At 46.7% G+C, this 14,562-nt stretch carries 14 protein-coding genes and 1 riboswitch; of the genes, 7 read left to right on the plus strand and 7 right to left on the minus strand.

What is annotated here, in order from left to right:
* Positions 1–269 precede the first annotated feature (269 nt).
* From VAE48_RS09440 to VAE48_RS09450, 3 genes are all read right to left on the minus strand, one after another.
* Positions 270–932, minus strand: coding sequence for a hypothetical protein (locus VAE48_RS09440; RefSeq protein WP_322793078.1), 663 nt, complete (start codon positions 930–932; stop codon positions 270–272).
* 105 nt (positions 933–1,037) lie between these two features.
* Positions 1,038–1,123, minus strand: a riboswitch (cyclic di-GMP riboswitch).
* A gap of 159 nt (positions 1,124–1,282) precedes the next feature.
* Entirely contained in the window at positions 1,283–3,175 is a 1,893-nt protein-coding gene (locus VAE48_RS09445) for a tetratricopeptide repeat-containing sensor histidine kinase (protein WP_322793079.1), read from the minus strand.
* 139 nt (positions 3,176–3,314) lie between these two features.
* Positions 3,315–5,270 (minus strand): CASTOR/POLLUX-related putative ion channel, encoded by a 1,956-nt coding sequence (locus VAE48_RS09450; RefSeq protein WP_322793080.1) that lies wholly within the window; start codon positions 5,268–5,270, stop codon positions 3,315–3,317.
* Positions 5,271–5,358: 88 nt separating this feature from the next.
* Here VAE48_RS09450 and VAE48_RS09455 point away from each other — a divergent pair, with 88 nt between their 5' ends.
* The 5 genes from VAE48_RS09455 to VAE48_RS09475 are packed head-to-tail and all read left to right on the plus strand — an operon-like array spanning position 5,359 to position 9,039.
* Positions 5,359–5,850, plus strand: coding sequence for a DUF427 domain-containing protein (locus tag VAE48_RS09455; protein ID WP_322793081.1), 492 nt, complete (start codon positions 5,359–5,361; stop codon positions 5,848–5,850).
* Complete coding sequence (locus VAE48_RS09460) at positions 5,844–6,500, plus strand: ABC transporter permease (protein ID WP_322793082.1); 657 nt, start codon at positions 5,844–5,846, stop codon at positions 6,498–6,500. Before VAE48_RS09455 ends, VAE48_RS09460 begins: the two co-directional genes overlap by 7 nt.
* Positions 6,501–6,530: 30 nt before the next feature.
* Positions 6,531–7,433 (plus strand): glycine betaine ABC transporter substrate-binding protein, encoded by a 903-nt coding sequence (locus tag VAE48_RS09465; protein ID WP_416181040.1) that lies wholly within the window; start codon positions 6,531–6,533, stop codon positions 7,431–7,433.
* A gap of 6 nt (positions 7,434–7,439) precedes the next feature.
* Positions 7,440–8,396 carry an ABC transporter ATP-binding protein gene (locus VAE48_RS09470; RefSeq protein ID WP_322793084.1) on the plus strand — a complete coding sequence of 319 codons (957 nt, stop codon included), beginning with the start codon at positions 7,440–7,442 and terminating at the stop codon, positions 8,394–8,396.
* A 4-nt stretch (positions 8,397–8,400) separates the two neighbouring features.
* Positions 8,401–9,039, plus strand: coding sequence for an ABC transporter permease (locus VAE48_RS09475; RefSeq protein WP_322793085.1), 639 nt, complete (start codon positions 8,401–8,403; stop codon positions 9,037–9,039).
* Positions 9,040–9,068: 29 nt separating this feature from the next.
* Here the strand turns inward: VAE48_RS09475 and VAE48_RS09480 are convergent, their stop codons facing one another.
* On the minus strand, positions 9,069–9,314 hold the full coding sequence (locus VAE48_RS09480; RefSeq protein WP_322793086.1) for a DUF493 domain-containing protein: 246 nt from the start codon (positions 9,312–9,314) through the stop codon (positions 9,069–9,071).
* Positions 9,315–9,426: 112 nt separating this feature from the next.
* Here VAE48_RS09480 and VAE48_RS09485 point away from each other — a divergent pair, with 112 nt between their 5' ends.
* Entirely contained in the window at positions 9,427–10,092 is a 666-nt protein-coding gene (locus VAE48_RS09485) for an LON peptidase substrate-binding domain-containing protein (RefSeq protein ID WP_322793087.1), read from the plus strand.
* 127 nt (positions 10,093–10,219) lie between these two features.
* A complete protein-coding gene (gene lhgO / locus VAE48_RS09490) occupies positions 10,220–11,461 on the plus strand; it encodes an L-2-hydroxyglutarate oxidase (RefSeq protein WP_322793088.1) in 1,242 nt (413 codons plus the stop codon).
* Here lhgO and VAE48_RS09495 read toward each other — a convergent pair.
* Genes VAE48_RS09495 through VAE48_RS09505 form a run of 3 tightly spaced genes read right to left on the minus strand, consistent with a single transcriptional unit; the run spans position 11,446 to position 14,240 of the window.
* Positions 11,446–12,546, minus strand: a complete 1,101-nt coding sequence (locus VAE48_RS09495) for a lysophospholipid acyltransferase family protein (RefSeq protein WP_322793089.1) — start codon at positions 12,544–12,546, stop codon at positions 11,446–11,448. The two genes, lhgO and VAE48_RS09495, sit on opposite strands and share 16 nt — an antisense overlap.
* A gap of 53 nt (positions 12,547–12,599) precedes the next feature.
* Positions 12,600–13,325, minus strand: a complete 726-nt coding sequence (locus VAE48_RS09500) for a hypothetical protein (protein ID WP_322793090.1) — start codon at positions 13,323–13,325, stop codon at positions 12,600–12,602.
* Between the two features lie 33 nt (positions 13,326–13,358).
* Entirely contained in the window at positions 13,359–14,240 is an 882-nt protein-coding gene (locus VAE48_RS09505) for a cyclase family protein (protein ID WP_322793091.1), read from the minus strand.
* Positions 14,241–14,562: the final 322 nt, after the last annotated feature.

The raw sequence follows: 14,562 nt of genomic DNA on the forward strand, positions 1-14,562 counted from the left end.
GCATTGTTCGAGCAAAATCGGAATGAGATTGTTTCCAGCTTTCATGTTTCTAAAAACTTATGACGATTCACTTAGTTGCTTTGCAGTTTCCTCGAAGAGAGGCAACTTCAACCTGTTTAGGACAGGATATTCAAATGGCGAGAAAAACAGTCCCCGCAAATTTTCCCCATCCGAAGACAACAGAATTTTTCCCAATTGACTTTCAATTTCCCAATAAACCATTGGGACAACTCCACACCATCAATTTTAACACCCATATTAGTATATCTTCATTTTACTGGAACGGCCGTAATGAACAGTCGTCCCCACACAGGGTCACCCCCCTTAGCAATGCAAGTCTGAAGGGTTAAATGTTTTTCGCCCATATAAAATTTTGCAAATAACTGGGCAGTATCTAATACTTGATATTCGTTGATATCCAAATACTTTACAACACCATCAATTTTTGTAACCTGATACGAATCAATCTCAACAACCTGGTACTCAGCAACCCCGCCGTAACCATCAATGATAAAAATACTGTCTCCAATTTTAATATCGAAAAACGACTTACCGGCTAAATAGTTATGGGCCAGCAAACCAATTACTTCCGGCGTTGTCAGCATGAATTGGGTAATGGTATTCGGATCGTTGGAGATATACTCGTAATTACCTTGTGGCTGCTGAGTCACCGGATTGGCCATCAATTTTTCAACATACACCCCAGTGATTTGACCATTTCCGTTCTTTACGGTGGACACGAACTGGGTCAGACTGGGAAAGGTGGTTTCCGGCTCAGAATTTGAATTGTTTGCATTTCCACTTAGCAAAACCGGTAGAAACACATGGTAATCATCCGCATCAGCAGAAACAGGTTGAGTCTGCGATAGACATGTTTGCCCCACAAACCAGATAATGGTTATCAACAGAGCAAAAATAAGTGAGCGCCTCATGTCCAACCCTTTCTGACAAAGGCGCCCGGTGCAAACCGACCACAGCCAATTTAAATAAATACGGCAGGATTCCCCTGCCTGTAATTGGATGCATGGAATCGCGTTTTCGGCGGCCTGGCAGTCATAGGCATTTAGCCCTTAGACCCATAGCTTTGCGTCGCCGGCTTTCACCGGGTTTGCCTTTGTCGTTACGGATTTAAATACGGTTTTTCTTTTCTGCCTGAATTAGAATGACCCTGACCGCTTGATAATTAATCCAGGAACTCTTATATTATTTATAGGCAGAATTTATTAAAACTTTATAGACAAAAACTTACAAACGCCTTACAGGTAAAAATTATATAAAAACACTACTCCGCTGCGCGCAGGGTGAACCAGAAGCGGCTTCCTTCTCCAGGTCTTCCCCGGCTGTCAACTCCCACTCTCCCGCCTAATTTTTCAACAATTCGGGCAACGATCGAAAGCCCCAACCCATGTCCTTCAGCACGACCTCGATCAACCCGGCTGAAATCCTGAAACAACTTTGCCTGATCCTCGGGGTTGATTCCATCTCCGTTGTCCTGAATCCAGAAACGGACAAATCCATCCCCTTCGGCAATTGCGCCTAATTGTACATGCGGTGGTAAACCGCCGTATTTGATGGCATTCGTGATGTAATTAGCCCAAATTTCCTCAACCCAGGGAGCATATCCCATTGCAACTGGCCATTGAGCAGGGAGGCTGATCTGCGCCCCATGATCCTCAATCACAAAATTCAACCGATTCAAGACTTCTTGAATCACTTTTTCCATATCCAGTGGCACCAACACAATTTCCTGGCTGCGTAGACTGGCCAGCGTCAATAATTCCTGAATAATTTCGGCTTGTTTTTGAACAATTCGCTGTAACTGGCTATTTAATTCTAGAATTTCTTTAGGTGCATTGATTGCTTTCAGTTTTAATTCCAATATGTGGGTCAAGATGGCCTGATTCTGAAGCGGTGCTTTCAAGTCATGAGCCACCATCCGCGCAAAGGCATTCAAATCGCCTATCAACTGCTCCCGGATGGCAATCTCTTTTTGCAATTGTTCATTTGCGGATTGCAAAGCGCGCTGAGCCTGAATACGTTCCTGTATTTCTTGCTCGAGTGCGATGTTTTTTAACTGTTCCCTTTCCGCTTCCCTCCTGGCTTCTTCAACCTGATAGACAACTTCTAAATTTTTGAGCTTGGTCTCGGATTCATCGTTGAAAACCTGTTCTTTTATTTCATGAAAACGCTCATAATGAGCCAGTGCCCGCTGGAATTGAACGGCCTGACGATAAACCGAGGAAAGTAACTGATGGCACTGCACCTGCTGACCGCGTGATTGAATCTTCTCGCTGACCTGCAACGCTTCATGGAGCGGCTCCAAAGCCTGTCCGGGAAGTTCTTGTTCTGCATAGACCTGCCCAATCCGAATGAGTGACACCACACTTTCATAAGGCGAGGATATTTGTCGGGTAATTCGGAGGGCGTCCTCAAAACATTCCAACGCCTTCGGGTAATCCTTCATGCTGTAATAGGCCCGTCCTAAGGAATTGAGCGTTTTCGCCTCTCCCCATTTTTCTTTTAAGTCCACAAATAAATTCAGGCTCTTTATGCCGGCACTCAGCGCCATTCCCGCATTTCCAAGGCCGCTATAAACCACACAGGATTTTTCTAAAGCCTCAGCCTGAAATTGCAAATCTTGACTGATCTCGGCATCCTTTGTTGCCCGAAGAACATATGGAAGCGCACGGGCATATTCCTCTCGTTCAATATAAACGCTCGCCAGGTTTATTAATAGCCGACCCTCAACTGTCCGATCATCAATTTCCTGAGCCAGTTCCAGTCCGCTGAGCGTGTATTGCAGGGCATTTACAAAACTGGATAGATGCAGGTAGGCCTGCCCCAGCAGGGTGTAAACGGCGGCTAATTGTTTTTTATGATCAACTTTTTCATAGATGGATTGGGCCTGCTGCAGAACCGCAATTGCCTGATCAAACTTTCCAATCTGTAAGTAAAGTTTACCCTGCCCTTGTTGACAGTCCCCAATTCTTTTCAGTTCATCATCTGATACTGGTGTGTACTTTTCCAGCTGTTTGCAGGTTAATTCTAAAATTTCCACGGCTTGAGCCGGATCCTGATAACGCAACGCAAAAGCACGCTGTAAGGCAGAGGAGATCAATTCCTCTACTTTACCTGCTCCATCTAGCAGAATTTCCTGATCCACAGGGTCGGACATGATCAGATTCACAACAAAAAATCTCTTTCTTACAATGTTAGCATAGAATACCCAACCATGGTTCTGGTGGTTTGTGGAGAATCTTATAAACCTGAATCACTGGTGCAGGTTCTACGCCATATTTTCACTAACTTGGGGGCTATTTTTCGGCCAATACAATAATTCTATCCTGTTCGGTAAAAACCACTTCTTCGCGCTTATCGGGATTAATCACCACCCCAAATAACCGTTTGGCATCTTCTGAAAGCGAAGAAAGACGGTAGCCGATTGCCGTTTCGTTCTTTCGGGCAGCCGCTTCCAAAATAGTGTAAAAATTAACCGCAACACCGGTCTTGATATACTCGCAAGCGGGCTTTAAGTAAATTTCCGAGCCTTGCGGGTTGAATAAGTCCTCATAAACGGCATTCCTGCGACGGTCTGAAACAATTTGAGCCATCATCAAACTGATGAGTCGATCGCTGACAATGAAATCATCCGCCTTGGCAACTTCGGCGAGACGGCTGTTTCTACCGTCCAAAATTTCAGTCGCAATCGAAAGTTTTGCTTTTCCTTGTTCCACAATGTTGCGTATATGTAACAGGGTAAACAATGTATTTGAATCGATCTGCTGGATGCTTAAAGTTCGATCATCGTTGCTGAGCAAAATGACATGATCATATTTTTGCAGCTTGAGCGATTCTAATTCATTCCGATCGAGAATTGATTTTTTCTCAAAACTGACTTTTAGATTCTTAAGACTGGATGATACGTCTTCTAATTCCTGACGTAAATCAAATTTATCCGTGACAATACAAACCTTTGATTTCGGTGGAAAATAATTGTTCAATTCCACCAACAATTCATTTCCGCGTTCGCTCCAGCCCAGAATAATTACACTCTCACTTGCTTTCGAAACAGCATGATTGGATGCAATCCATTCATCCCGAACCGCTCCCCGCTCCCCCTGAATTAAACCTTGCTCATCACTGGCAATAACAACCAGTTGATCACCCGGACGAAGGATGGTTTCCATCCCCGGATTGAGGGTGACTTTTTCGGCTTTTTGTAGCCCAATCACTACACCCTTTTGAAAACTACTTAAAGCCTCACGGTAGGTTCGACCTATCAATTTTGAGTCCTCAATGAAGTAAATTTCGTCACCGGTAAAATCCAGCAGTTCGGAATAGACAACGGAAAGCCCGGGTTGATTACAACTTTGTGCCAGCAATCGGGCAATTACCTGCCCTGAAAAAATCCATTCAACTTCTCCATTACCAACAATTTTGCCTAATTCACGGTTTTGGTTTTCTTTCAATGCGGCGATAATTTTGTAAGGATCACTCTTTCGCTGATGGTTTTTGGTAATGGCAAGTACAGTTTTGACCACTTCTGCATCCGGATTATCCCCTTCCGGTGTAAGCACCAGGATTCCACTTGCCTCATTGAGGTTGGTCAGTTCCAGATCGCTCATTTCAATCGGACTGCCGCTCCTGCAAACCACTCTGCGTAATGCGTCAGATCCAATTCGATTGCGAATTTGATCTTCCATTTCAACCTTATCGCGATCTCCTAATAGAACAATTTTCTTGTTTTTCAAGCCATTTTCAGCAATAAACAATTGAGGGATGATTGTAAAAACTTGTTCGGACCACCCTAAAACGACAATATGACCATTTTCAATGACCGCCGATTTTCCGCGCCGCAAGTTTTCAATCTTCTGAGTGATCGCATTGGAAATAATACCGATCAGGTTTGATACAATAAAGATACTCGCCAGTGTCAATCCCAATGTCAAAAAGCGGAAGGTCCATACCGATTCCCTTCCAGCCACAGAACCTTCTCCCAAATTGGCAAGAAAACTGAACCACAACCCTTCAATGAAATCAAACGGTGGTTCCCCGCCGGGCGATAAACGACTTACCACCAGAATTAGTGCAGTTATTAGGGACAGAAGCATCGTAAACAAGGCCAATGCGGCAATTAACACCCCCGGACCAAGCGAAAACAAATAATCAAAATAATACTGGAGTCTTTTACCCCAACTTTTCTTCATCTTACGTCTCCAAATCAGAATTATTTTTATATATATTACTATATTACCAAGATTTATCAACAAGTAAGATTCGATAGGTTATAATTTTCTTATACAATAGTTTGACAAGAGAAATTTTCAACATAAAATAAAAAATATTGGAAATTCCATTATGAACCTAAATGACCATTCTCCTTTAAAAGCGGAATCGGTATGGGACTACCCCCGACCTCCGTCAGTTGAATTAACCACCCTGCACCTGTTGGTTTATTTTGATGGGATCAAACTGGCTGAAACCAGACAGGCCTACCGCGTACTGGAAACAAGTCACCCGCCGGTATACTACTTCCCACCGGAAGATGTGTTGATGGAATTTCTTATTCCCTCCTCGCGACGTTCTTATTGTGAATGGAAAGGCCAGGCCTCCTATTACACAATCAAAACGCCTGGAAAAGTAGCCAGCAATGCAGCCTGGTACTATCCCAATCCGACACCTCCTTACGCCGCCATAATGAACCACATTGCTTTTTACCCGCAATGGATGGATCAATGTTTTGTTGAAGGGGAACTGGTAAAACCACAGCCCGGTAATTTTTATGGTGGTTGGATTACTTCGAACCTGATTGGTCCCTTCAAAGGCGAGGCAGGTAGCGAACTTTGGTAGAAACGCTCATTCAAACTTTATTGCAAAGTTATATTTATTTTTTCAACCGCCAGTCAGAATTTTGGGCGGCGGTCAAAGATCATCTCCTTCTCGCTGGTATCGCGATTGGAATTGCCGTGGTGATTTGTGTTCCCCTCGGCATCTGGACAGCCAGATCACGTTTTGCGTCGCTCACCCTCTTGAATCTGGTTAATGGCTTACGCGTCATCCCCAGCCTGGCAGTGTTGTTTCTGATTATTCCCTATCTCGGATTGACCTCAACCTCCGCAATCGTAGCCCTGACAATACTGGCCATGCCGCCGGTCTTGATTAACACTGACGCCGCTTTCCGCACCCTTGAGCCAGCCATTATTGAAGCGGCCAGAGGTATGGGTATGTCGTCTTTTCAAAGGTTATTCAAGGTTGAATTTCCGCTTGCCGTTCCGGTAATTTTGACGGGCATTCGCATTTCGGCAGTGGATGTGATTGCCAGCGCAACCCTTGCTGCTTTTGTGGGCAGCGGTGGTTTGGGTATCTACATTACACGCGGCTTTGCCCTCTATGATTACAGCATCCTCTTCGTTGGTGCAATTCCTGTCGCCCTGATCACTTTACTGGTTGAGGGCATGCTTGCCCTGCTTCAAAAAACACTCCAACCTATCAAAACTTGAAAGAATAACAAAAAGAGGTGTCCAATGAAAATGAAAAAAGTTTTACAAATCCTGCTTGGTATGTTCTTCATACTTGTCATTCTGGTATCCTGCTCCCCTGCCGGCAACACTTCCACCCAGCCTGTCATTCGCGTAGCATCAAAAGATTTCACCGAACAATTCATTCTGGGCGAGATGTACGCCCAACTTTTGGAAGCAAACGGCTTCAAAGTTGAACGGAAGTTGAACCTCGGCGGCACCCCAATCGCTCAAAAAGCGTTGGAATCCAACGAAATTGACCTTTATCCGGAATATACCGGAACCGGCTTACTGACCGTGCTCAAACTGCCCGTCAATACCGATCCTGCCGCCGTGTACAATACCGTCAAAAGCGAATACGCCAATCGCTTCAATTTGGTCTGGTTGGATCCAGCACCAATGAACAATACTCAGGCGGTAGCTATGAAACGCAGCAAAGCCCAGGAATTGGGCATCGAAACCATATCGGATTTAGTTGCCCAGGCATCCAATCTGGTTATGGTAGGACCACCCGAATTCCAAGAACGCGAAGACGGCTTACCCGGAATGCGTCAGGTATATGGCGATTTCAGTTTCAAGGAGTATAAATCCGTTGATCCCGGTCTTCGCTATCAGGCTATTAACGAAGGTCAAGCAGATGTAACCGTTGCCTTTGGAACTGACGGGGAAATAGCCGCCTTTGATTTGGTTATTCTGCGGGATGACAAGGGTCTCTGGCCGCCTTATCAGGTAGCACCCGTAATTCGCAAAGAGGTGTTGGACGCCAATCCAAAAATTGCTGAAATTTTGAACGGATTAGCGCCGCTTTTGACCGATGAAATCATGCAGAAGTTGAATTATGAAGTGTCTGGCAAACAGCGCGAACCAGCCGACGTTGCAAAGGAATTCTTACAGCAACAAGGTCTATTGAAGTAAACAGAAATGTCAGCCATAAAATTTGTCAATGTCAGCAAACAATATCCCGGCACACCTGCACCTGCTGTTGACAACATTACGTTGGAAATCCCGGAAGGATCCATTGTAGTTCTATTGGGTCCTTCCGGCTGCGGTAAGACCACCCTGCTTAAGATGGTTAACCGCCTGCACGAGCCCACCGCTGGAAAGATTTTACTGGATGGAGTTGATATTCAGTCCATACTGGTTAACCAGTTACGCCGCAACATCGGTTATGTAATCCAACAGGTTGGCCTTTTCCCCCACCTGACCATTGCCAAAAATATCGCTGTTGTGCCGGAGTTATTGGGCTGGGAGCGGCAGCGAATTAACCAGCGGGTTGATGAGTTGCTTGATCTGATTCACCTGCCGCTTGACTATCGCAATCGTTATCCGGCGCAACTATCTGGTGGCCAGCAGCAGCGGGTTGGGCTGGCGCGCGCTCTCGCCGCTGACCCTCAGGTCATGCTCATGGACGAACCGTTTGGGGCGATTGATGCGATTACGCGGGCCAGTTTACAGGATCAACTGCTTGAATTACAGCGCCGACTGAAAAAAACCATTCTTTTTGTAACCCATGATGTGGAAGAAGCCCTGAAAATTGCTGATGAAATCATTGTGCTGGACAAAGGCAGACTGGTGCAGAAAGATACCCCCTGTAACTTGTTGGCAAATCCAGCCAGTGATTTTGTCCGTCAGTTGCTCAATTCTGATGACCGCATTCGTCAGCTTTCTCTGGTACGGGTCGAAACGGTTATGCAGCCCCTTGATCCCACTATCCAGCCCAATCAACTACCCCGTGTGCCGATTGGAACAGACCTGAAGCAAGTGCTTTCCATTATGCTCGCCCCAAAAGCAGATGTAGTTGTGGTCACACACGATGAAAAACCGGTTGGGTTGATTACATTTGAGGAATTGAGAAAAGTGGGCTGCCTCTCGAATTAGGACTATGACATATCTGCTCAATAACTTCGATTACATCCTGCAGCTGACTTTCCGACATTTTCAGCTGGCAATCATTCCGGTGGGTATTGCCTTTTTAATAGCATTGCCATTGGGGTGGTTAAGCTTTCGTTTTCCACGCCTTTCCAGCTTCTTAATTCCGCTCAACAACATCCTTTACACCGTTCCCAGCATTGCCATGATGATTTTCCTCATCCCATTTTTAGGATTGAATGCCCGCTCGGTCATGGCTGCGCTGGTAATTTACAGCCAGATTATTTTGCTGAGAAATATCATTGCCGGCTTCAAGAGTATAGACCCCTCAATTCTGGAGGCTGCCCGCGGGATGGGCATGAGCCGATTACAAATCGCCACCAGAATCCAGCTTCCTATTGCCCTGCCGATAATTCTAGCGGCAGTGCGGTTGGCATCCGTCATATCGGTAGCTATTGCCACAATCGGAGCTAAATTCGGAGCTGGAGGTTTGGGCGTTTTACTTTTCGAGGGAATTGCTCAGGCAGGAAGAATGGACAAAATCTGGATTGGGGCAATTTTTGTCGGCTTGTTGGCTCTTTTCTTCAACCGGGGGATTTTATGGATTGAAAAAACGATCAGCGGGCGGTGGATGCAGGCCCGCCAGGCATAAATATGCCGTTATCTTCTACCCAGGCTCACTTACAACAGGTAAATAACCCGATCTTGTGCGCTGAGGTGAGCATAAATTGCGTCCAGCTGCTCGCGCGACTCGGCAACGAAAGAAACTTTGACCGCCAGGTACTTCCCACCGTTGCTTGGTCTGGCCTCAATTCCATCCTCGGTCAGATCAGGGACATGCTTGCGCACCTCAACCATCACAAATGTGGCGAAATCATCTTGATTGGCTCCAATGACTCTCAGCCGAAAAACAGTTGGAAAATCCATATGAGGGCGTTCGTATTCCATGCTGTGATTATAATGCAGAAGAAACCTCATACAAGCACTGGTAACAATTCTTAATTGGCTTTAAAGTTACATAAGAAAGCCATCATCCATTATGCGTGAACTTTGTTTATTTCCTCTCCACACCGTTTTATTTCCAGGTATGCCGCTGCCGTTACACATCTTTGAAGCTCGGTATCGGTTGATGATTCAGCGTTGTATCTCAGAAAATCAGCCCTTCGGCGTGGTACTGATCCGGCAGGGGTTGGAAGCATTAGGCCCCTTAGCCAAGCCTTACACCATTGGCTGCACGGCAAATATTGTTCAGGCGGAGAGACTGGAAGACGGCCGCATGAATATCCTGACCATCGGTGAGGAACGATTTAAGATTCATTCTCTAAATTATGATCTGCCCTATCTGACCGCTACCGTAGAAATATATCCGATGGAAGAACCCCATACCATAGCTGTAGCGCGGGGTGTGCGCCATTTTCAACCTTGGATCTTCCGCTATTTGCAGATGCTCAACTCGCTCTCAGATGAAGAATTGCATGTTGAAATCCATCATCTCGACCTTCCAGAAGATCCTCTCGTCAAACTGTACATGGCCGCATCCTTGCTTCAAATTCCTCTGCACGAAAAACAAGATTTGCTCGAATCTGAGACAACCGCTCATTTACTCTATAAACTAACCCGCCTATACCGGCGGGAAATTTCCGTAATAAATCACCTCAAGAACACAACCTCCAATCAGGCCAATATCTCGGCATGGTTGAATTGAGAAATCACTCGGATATCATCTGAAAATCACCACCAGCATCAGCAAGGCAACTTTCTGCGGTGGGGTATAATGATTTTACAATATCTATCTTCATTACCCAAAATTCCTTCTTCTGTGAGGCACAGGCATGAATGACAGGACTTTTGACATTGCAATCATTGGCGGGGGAATCGTTGGCATGGCAACCGCACTGGCTCTCTCAAATCAAACCTCAGCCAGAATCGTTGTGCTGGAAGCCGAGAAAAAACTGGCCGCGCATCAAACCGGTAACAACAGCGGCGTCATCCATTCCGGTATTTACTACAAACCAGGCTCACTTAAAGCCCGTAATTGTGTCGAAGGCCGAGAAGCGCTGTATCAGTTCTGTCAGGAGCATCACATTCGCCACGAAAATTGCGGTAAGGTCATTGTGGCAACCACCGAAGATGAATTACCACGTTTGGAGGCACTGCTTGAACGCGGTCAGGCCAATGGATTAACCGGTTTACGCCGCCTGACCCGCGAAGAAATTAAAGAGTACGAACCCCACGCCACCGGTTTAGCAGGGATATTCGTTCCTCAAACCGGAATTGTGGACTATGTGCAGGTTGTAGAAAAGTACGCGGAACTTTTCCGCAGCCAGGGCGGGGAAATATTCACCAACAGCGCTTTTCAATCCGTTACCCGCAAAAAGGATGAACTCATCCTGCATACCAGCAGTGGTGAAGTAAAATCTCGCTTTCTCATCAACTGCGGCGGTTTGTATTCGGATCGCATTGCCAAAAAGTGCGGTGTCAACCCCGGTTTGCAGATCATCCCATTCCGCGGGGAATACTATGACATCATCCCGCAAAAACATTATCTTGTAAAGAACCTGATTTACCCCGTACCCGATCCCCGTTTTCCGTTTTTAGGGGTGCATTTCACCCGTCGGGTAACCGGTGGCATAGAGGCCGGGCCGAATGCCGTGCTGGCATTCAAGAGAGAAGGCTACAAAATGACCGACATTTCTATTACGGACATGTTGAATTATGCAACCTTTATCGGCTTCTGGCGCATGGGGCTGAAATACTGGCGCATGGGTTTTGACGAATTTTATCGCTCCCTTTCCAAGCGGGCGTTTGTTTCCGCCCTGCAGCGATTAATCCCGGACCTGGGAATGGATGACGTCCACCGCAGCGGAGCTGGTGTCCGCGCCCAGGCTCTTGAACCCAACGGCGCACTGGTAGATGATTTCCGCATTGTTGAAGCCCCTGGCATGATCCATGTCCTGAACGCTCCCTCACCAGCAGCCACGGCCTCGCTGAGCATCGGTAAAACCATAGCCTCTATGGCTATCCGCAATTTCAACCTGGAAACAAAGCCATCCGCCGTTCAAACCAAAGGGTGAAGCGAGTCGTTTCCGCGCATTGTGATCACCTGACCGTTTTCGGAATACTCATAAATCGGTGTAAAAACGAAATACGCATCTTCCCCAGAATCCAAAGCCATGCTTTTCAGCCTGGTCAGTGCATTCTTAATGATCAGCCCTTGATCCACACCAAAGCGATAGGTGAAGAAACCCGGGTTATCCTTTTCGAGATAATTCAGCATTGCCAGAACGGCCAATTCAACATCGCGCACAGGTACTGGTTGCCCAAAATTTTGAAGGCAGCCCACCGGCAGCCCCAAATTGCGTTTCAACGTGTTCAATAACACCGGATAATGAAACAGTATTCCCAGGCCGTTTCTGGTTATCAGGTCAAGCTCTAACAGCGCGTGCGAAGCGTACCCATTTTTTTGAACAAAAACCTCTACATCAAAATTTTCCTGGCTTTTCCGAAGCCCGTTTTTTTCTTCCGCCGGCAGTAATTCAGTGATTCGCTCCATGACCAGCGAGGAGAATCGCTCAAGTTCCTCTTTATCCAGAGCGCTTTCTTTTCCCTTGCTGGAAATTTGCACGGGTTTGCCTACCTGCATGGTCAACCGCGGACGCTGAAAGCACGTTATTTTGGCCAACGCTCCTCTCAACCCTCCGAAACCAATCGGGTACACCGGCGCACCAGAAAAATGACTGAGCAACCCAACCCCGCTCCGTCCGCTCTTCACATCCGCCCCCCAAATTCCTCCCTGCGGGAAGATACCAATTACCCCGCCAGCCTTAAGGACATCCAGCGCTGTATAAATTGCCGTCCGATCCACATTTCCCCGCTTTATGGGAATAAATTGATATAACTTTGCCAGCCATGCAAACCTTGCATCTATGGGAACATCTCCGGTACCGATAAATTCCACCAAAGCAGGAGAATATACAGCCATCAGCACGACTTCAATAATATTCTCATGGTTTCCCGCCAGTATGGCAGGCCCTTGTTTGGGCAGGAGATGCAACCCTCTGGTTTCAATTCTGGCCAATAATGGCAGTATCAGCCTGCCAAGGCTAACCAATAGTTTCCGTACAATGACGTTTCTTGGATAGCGAATCTGGGTATTCATACAAAAACAGGCAGAGCCAGACAAACTGGCTCTGCCTTTCTTTTTGATTGAACTTAAACCAGCACTTCGTCCGGTACCCGCATGACCTCATTGGCTTTGATCACTTCTTCGGGCACATCAAACACCAGCTCAGTGCCGGTCATCTGGCGGACGTAGTCTTTGACTACTTTATCCCAGTACTTCTTGGTTACGTAATAGACGCGCGCACCGCCAAGTTCATGCTGATATTCCGGCCACGGGTAGCTGGGCTGTGCCATACCAATCCCCCATCGCATCCAGCCATTGTAACTTTCGTATGTAGCCCACCATTCTTTATTACCCAAAATCTCAAAACCGTAATAGGCTTTTGCGTAATACATGACGGCGCCAATCCGGCCGCCGCGCACCAACGCCATGGTGTGCAGGCTGATATTGATATCTTCGTTCAACAAACGACCGTTCGCAAAACCTGCCCACAAGCCGTCAATCAAGCCAACCAGGGTGTAGGGGTCTTTCAGGCGTTTGCGATACCAGCCTAAAATTTCTGCGTAAACCCGCGCGCCCACAATATCGTAGAAGTCATGATCCACTTCCATGACCTTTTTCATGTATTCCAGCATCATAGGGGCTTCTTCGAGTCTGGCTTCACGGATGTACATGACCCGCCCGTCCTTCAGGGTCACCATCGCACCCGGCCATGGTTTCAAATCCATCGCTGGGGCCTGTAAAATGGGTTCGATCTCCTCAACATCGAAGGTGATCTTTTGCTCGCTGACTTTTTCGGGGGTTGGTAATCTCATCGTTTTCCTCCAGAAATTAGAAATGAAATGAAATTAAGATAGATTGGCTTTAGAAATCGCGTTGATGCTCTCAATATGGGCGGGATTGTAAGCATCACCGAATTTCGTCTTGGGAAGTTCCGCTTTCTTCTTCATCAATTCTTCGTATTCGTCATCACTGACCATTGCAACACAGCGGCCAATGCTGGCTTCCCCATCCACAAACCGCCACGGGAAGAAACCAACGGTTACGCGCCGGTTGAGTAACAGGTCAATATCGCCGCCAATACATTCAGCATGGATGATCCCATACGGGAACATTTCAAGGTGCATCAACTGGTACTTGCTGTCATCAAAGAACTCAGCCAGTCCCATGCCGTATTTCTTGCGAAAGACCTTTTCAGCCTGACGCGTCTGACGCGGCATCCAATCGCGGATTATGGTGTTCATCGGGTGATCGGCGCTGCCGCAATCAACGCCAATCCAGCGCAATTTTTTGGCTTTTGCCCAGTCGGCAAATTCGCGGTCAGGGCCAGGGTGCATAACCATATAACGCACTTCGTTGGCATACGGTTGATCCCAGCCAAAATGATGATAGCCGGTGTGGATAATTAAAATATCGCCTTCCTTGACCTCCACCCTCTCTTCCACCATCTTGCTGGTGTAAACGTCGTAATCCCCGCACACATCCGAAAGATCAACAATCGCCGCTTCATGCACCAGAAAGTCCATATCCAGGGAAGCCATGTCTTTGCCGGGGGTGTGGAAATGGATTTCGCCATCCAGGTGAGTGCCGAGGTGATTGGAATGAGTCAGCACCTGACCATTGGCGCCGTTTGGGGCAAGCCTCTTGAAATACTTGACCTGTAAAGGTTCATAGGTCGGCCAGGGAGGTGTGCCAATGCCGAGAGGAATGGTTAAATCAATTAATTTCATGTTCTTTTCTCCTTTACAAGTGATTTTGAACTAGCAGGCTGAGTGAAACCGGGGAATAAAAATCTCCCTGAACGGGACATTCAGAGAGATTGGTTTGGTGTTGATTACGGGCATAGAAATCCCTTGGTGATTCATCTGCCAGCTTTTTTGCATGAACATTCCGCAACACCGGAACCTGATCATCGCCATATCGGTTTTCTTTATACCCTGTAATTGAGATTCGAGGTTAAAATTTGCTGGTAAAAGAAGGAACAACTATCAAAATTATCATATAAAAACATTCCTGTGTCAACTGACATTCCTCATAAAAATGTCTGACATC

This window comes from Bellilinea sp. (assembly GCF_034432615.1).
In the GTDB taxonomy this organism is placed as follows: domain Bacteria; phylum Chloroflexota; class Anaerolineae; order Anaerolineales; family Anaerolineaceae; genus Bellilinea.

Excerpts from the sequence above, each read along its gene's own strand:
- VAE48_RS09445 (WP_322793079.1), bottom strand. The coding sequence starts at position 3,175 with ATGTCCGACCCTGTGGATCAGGAAATTCTGCTAGATGGAGCAGGTAAA.
- VAE48_RS09440 (WP_322793078.1), bottom strand. The coding sequence starts at position 932 with ATGAGGCGCTCACTTATTTTTGCTCTGTTGATAACCATTATCTGGTTT.
- lhgO (WP_322793088.1), top strand. The coding sequence starts at position 10,220 with ATGAATGACAGGACTTTTGACATTGCAATCATTGGCGGGGGAATCGTT.
- VAE48_RS09455 (WP_322793081.1), top strand. The coding sequence starts at position 5,359 with ATGAACCTAAATGACCATTCTCCTTTAAAAGCGGAATCGGTATGGGAC.
- VAE48_RS09475 (WP_322793085.1), top strand. The coding sequence starts at position 8,401 with ATGACATATCTGCTCAATAACTTCGATTACATCCTGCAGCTGACTTTC.
- VAE48_RS09505 (WP_322793091.1), bottom strand. The coding sequence starts at position 14,240 with ATGAAATTAATTGATTTAACCATTCCTCTCGGCATTGGCACACCTCCC.
- VAE48_RS09500 (WP_322793090.1), bottom strand. The coding sequence starts at position 13,325 with ATGAGATTACCAACCCCCGAAAAAGTCAGCGAGCAAAAGATCACCTTC.
- VAE48_RS09470 (WP_322793084.1), top strand. The coding sequence starts at position 7,440 with ATGTCAGCCATAAAATTTGTCAATGTCAGCAAACAATATCCCGGCACA.
- VAE48_RS09485 (WP_322793087.1), top strand. The coding sequence starts at position 9,427 with ATGCGTGAACTTTGTTTATTTCCTCTCCACACCGTTTTATTTCCAGGT.
- VAE48_RS09495 (WP_322793089.1), bottom strand. The coding sequence starts at position 12,546 with ATGAATACCCAGATTCGCTATCCAAGAAACGTCATTGTACGGAAACTA.
- VAE48_RS09465 (WP_416181040.1), top strand. The coding sequence starts at position 6,531 with ATGAAAAAAGTTTTACAAATCCTGCTTGGTATGTTCTTCATACTTGTC.
- VAE48_RS09480 (WP_322793086.1), bottom strand. The coding sequence starts at position 9,314 with ATGGATTTTCCAACTGTTTTTCGGCTGAGAGTCATTGGAGCCAATCAA.